The sequence below is a fragment of the Desulfopila aestuarii DSM 18488 genome, from assembly GCF_900143695.1.
GTDB classification, from domain to species: Bacteria; Desulfobacterota; Desulfobulbia; order Desulfobulbales; family Desulfocapsaceae; genus Desulfopila; species Desulfopila aestuarii.
The window spans coordinates 1-2176 of the sequence record NZ_FRFE01000091.1; the positions used below are offsets into that span (position 1 = coordinate 1).

The window sequence follows — 2176 nt, forward strand, 5'->3', positions numbered from 1 at the left end:
TGGCGAGAGGGTTGAACCAGTAAAAGAAGGTGAGCTGAACAGGGTGGTCAATATCTAAGAATGATTCTTCAAACACCAGACTTGACTATAACTCGGAAATAAATCCTAGGATTAGTATACCGAGGCATACAACTCGTATGTACCCAACTGATTAACTGGGACTGTATGAAGTTATATCGTTAGGTTACGGTAACAATAAAAGGGAGAAATGTATGAGTTCTATAATTGGTAATATGTCTTTAATGAAAAAAATTCTGGGTGGCTTCTTGCTGACATCCCTTATAACTCTATTTGTTGGAGGGATGGGTTTTTGGTCGATCACAGGATCAATTAATTCGGTCAAAGACGTGGTAAGAAACGATTTGCATTTATTGGAGACATCAGAGGAATTGGAGATACTGGCTTTAACCCTTCGTCGTTATGAAAAAGATATGTTCTTAAACATCGGCAAACCCGAAAAACAACAGGAGTATCTGCAAAAATTCAAGAATGTATCTGAAAAAACAATAAAAACTCTCGATGCTGCTATTGCCATTGCTACTGCCGAAGGCCATATGCCCCAGGAGACGAAAGCTGCAATTAGGAAGGCCGAGAAGGCCTATCAACAATATGTATCAGGCTTCTTGTTGGTTGCTACTAAAGTGCTTGCTGGCGAGTATCTCACGCCTCAAGATGCTAATGATAAGATGAACTCCAATAAGGAAAATATATATCTATTTGAAGAAGGTATTTCTTTGCTGGCCACGGAGGCAAGGAAACTGATTGATGGGGCCACTGATGACCTGATCGTTGCAGGAGAAAAAACAATAGTGGGTATCGGCATTATCATTTTGCTTGGTGTGATAACCAGTATCATAATCGGTGCCACCCTTAGCTGGATGATCAGTAAGCCAGTTGCTGAGGCAGTGGCATTTGCCAAAAAAATTGCAACGGGTGACTTGAGTAATACAATTACAACAACCCGTGGTGATGAGATAGGCGATTTTTTGCGGGCATTGGATGAGATGTCTCAACAGCTAAAAAACACCATACAAACGGTTGTTAGCAGCGTTGAGACAATGAAACATTCGTCTGCTGATTTGACAAGTATTTCTAGTGAATTGACAGTCGATAGCCAGGAGACGACAGGTCGGTCTGAATCAGTTTCAGCCTCAGCAGAGGAAATGAGCTCCAGTATCAGAGCCATCGCCGCAGCAATGGAACAGTCGAGTACCAATGTTTCTATGGTTGCTACTGCTACGGAAGAGATGTCATCCACCATAAATGAGATTGCTGAAAATGCTGAAAGAGCACGTTCTATATCTGGAACAGCGGTAACTCAAGCTGCCTCTGCTTCAGAAGCTATGAGTAATCTCGGAAAGGCCGCTCACGAAATCAGTAGTGTAACGACGGTCATTACCGAAATATCAGAACAGACCAACCTTTTGGCATTGAATGCGACGATCGAAGCCGCGAGAGCTGGAGATGCGGGTAAGGGGTTTGCCGTTGTTGCCAGCGAGATTAAGGAACTTGCTAAGCAGACTGCTGGTGCAACGATGAACATTAAAAGCAAGATTCAAGACATGCAGGCAACTACTGAATTGACAGTTTCGCAGATTAATAGTGTTGTCCAGGTTATCAACAATGTCAGTGAAATAATTAATACAATGGCCACCGCTGTTGAGGAACAGTCAAGTGCGACAAGAGAGATAACCTTAAATATCAGTCAGGTCTCCGACGGGATTCAGGAGGTGAATGAGAATGTAAGCCAGACATCAACTGTAGCCGCAACAATTTCGCATGATATTGCGCAGGTGAGTCAGTCGACCTCACAAGTCCTATCTGGCAGTGAGGTGGTCGGACAAAGAGCTAAAGGGTTGTCCGAGCTAGCAGAACAATTGAGAAATATCATTCTACATTTTAAACTTGCATAGACTGCCAATTTTCTGAACAGAATAGTTACTCGAATGAATTGCGGCATCAATGAATTTAATAATAATGTTTACAAATAGTTAACAGGTTGGCAGTAGTGCCAGAGAGCTTTCTGCTCTTTCTGAACAACTCAGCTGAACAGTCGGGTAATCAGCTGAGCAGAATGGTTTGGCAGTTTAAGGTTGATTGAAAATCTTGACAATATCCTCATTGATCGACTCGAACAAACTATGGCAAGAGGGTTGTTGCCCCTGCATGAACCAGC

Annotated in this window: 1 protein-coding gene; it reads left to right on the forward strand. The window is 42.6% G+C overall.

Annotated features, from left to right (window positions below; translation table 11 throughout):
- The first annotated feature begins 212 nt into the window (after positions 1-212).
- The gene (locus BUF15_RS26420) at positions 213-1913 is read left to right on the forward strand and encodes a methyl-accepting chemotaxis protein (protein ID WP_073617372.1); all 1701 of its coding nucleotides are present in this window, start codon (positions 213-215) and stop codon (positions 1911-1913) included.
- The last annotated feature ends 263 nt before the right edge of the window (positions 1914-2176 follow it).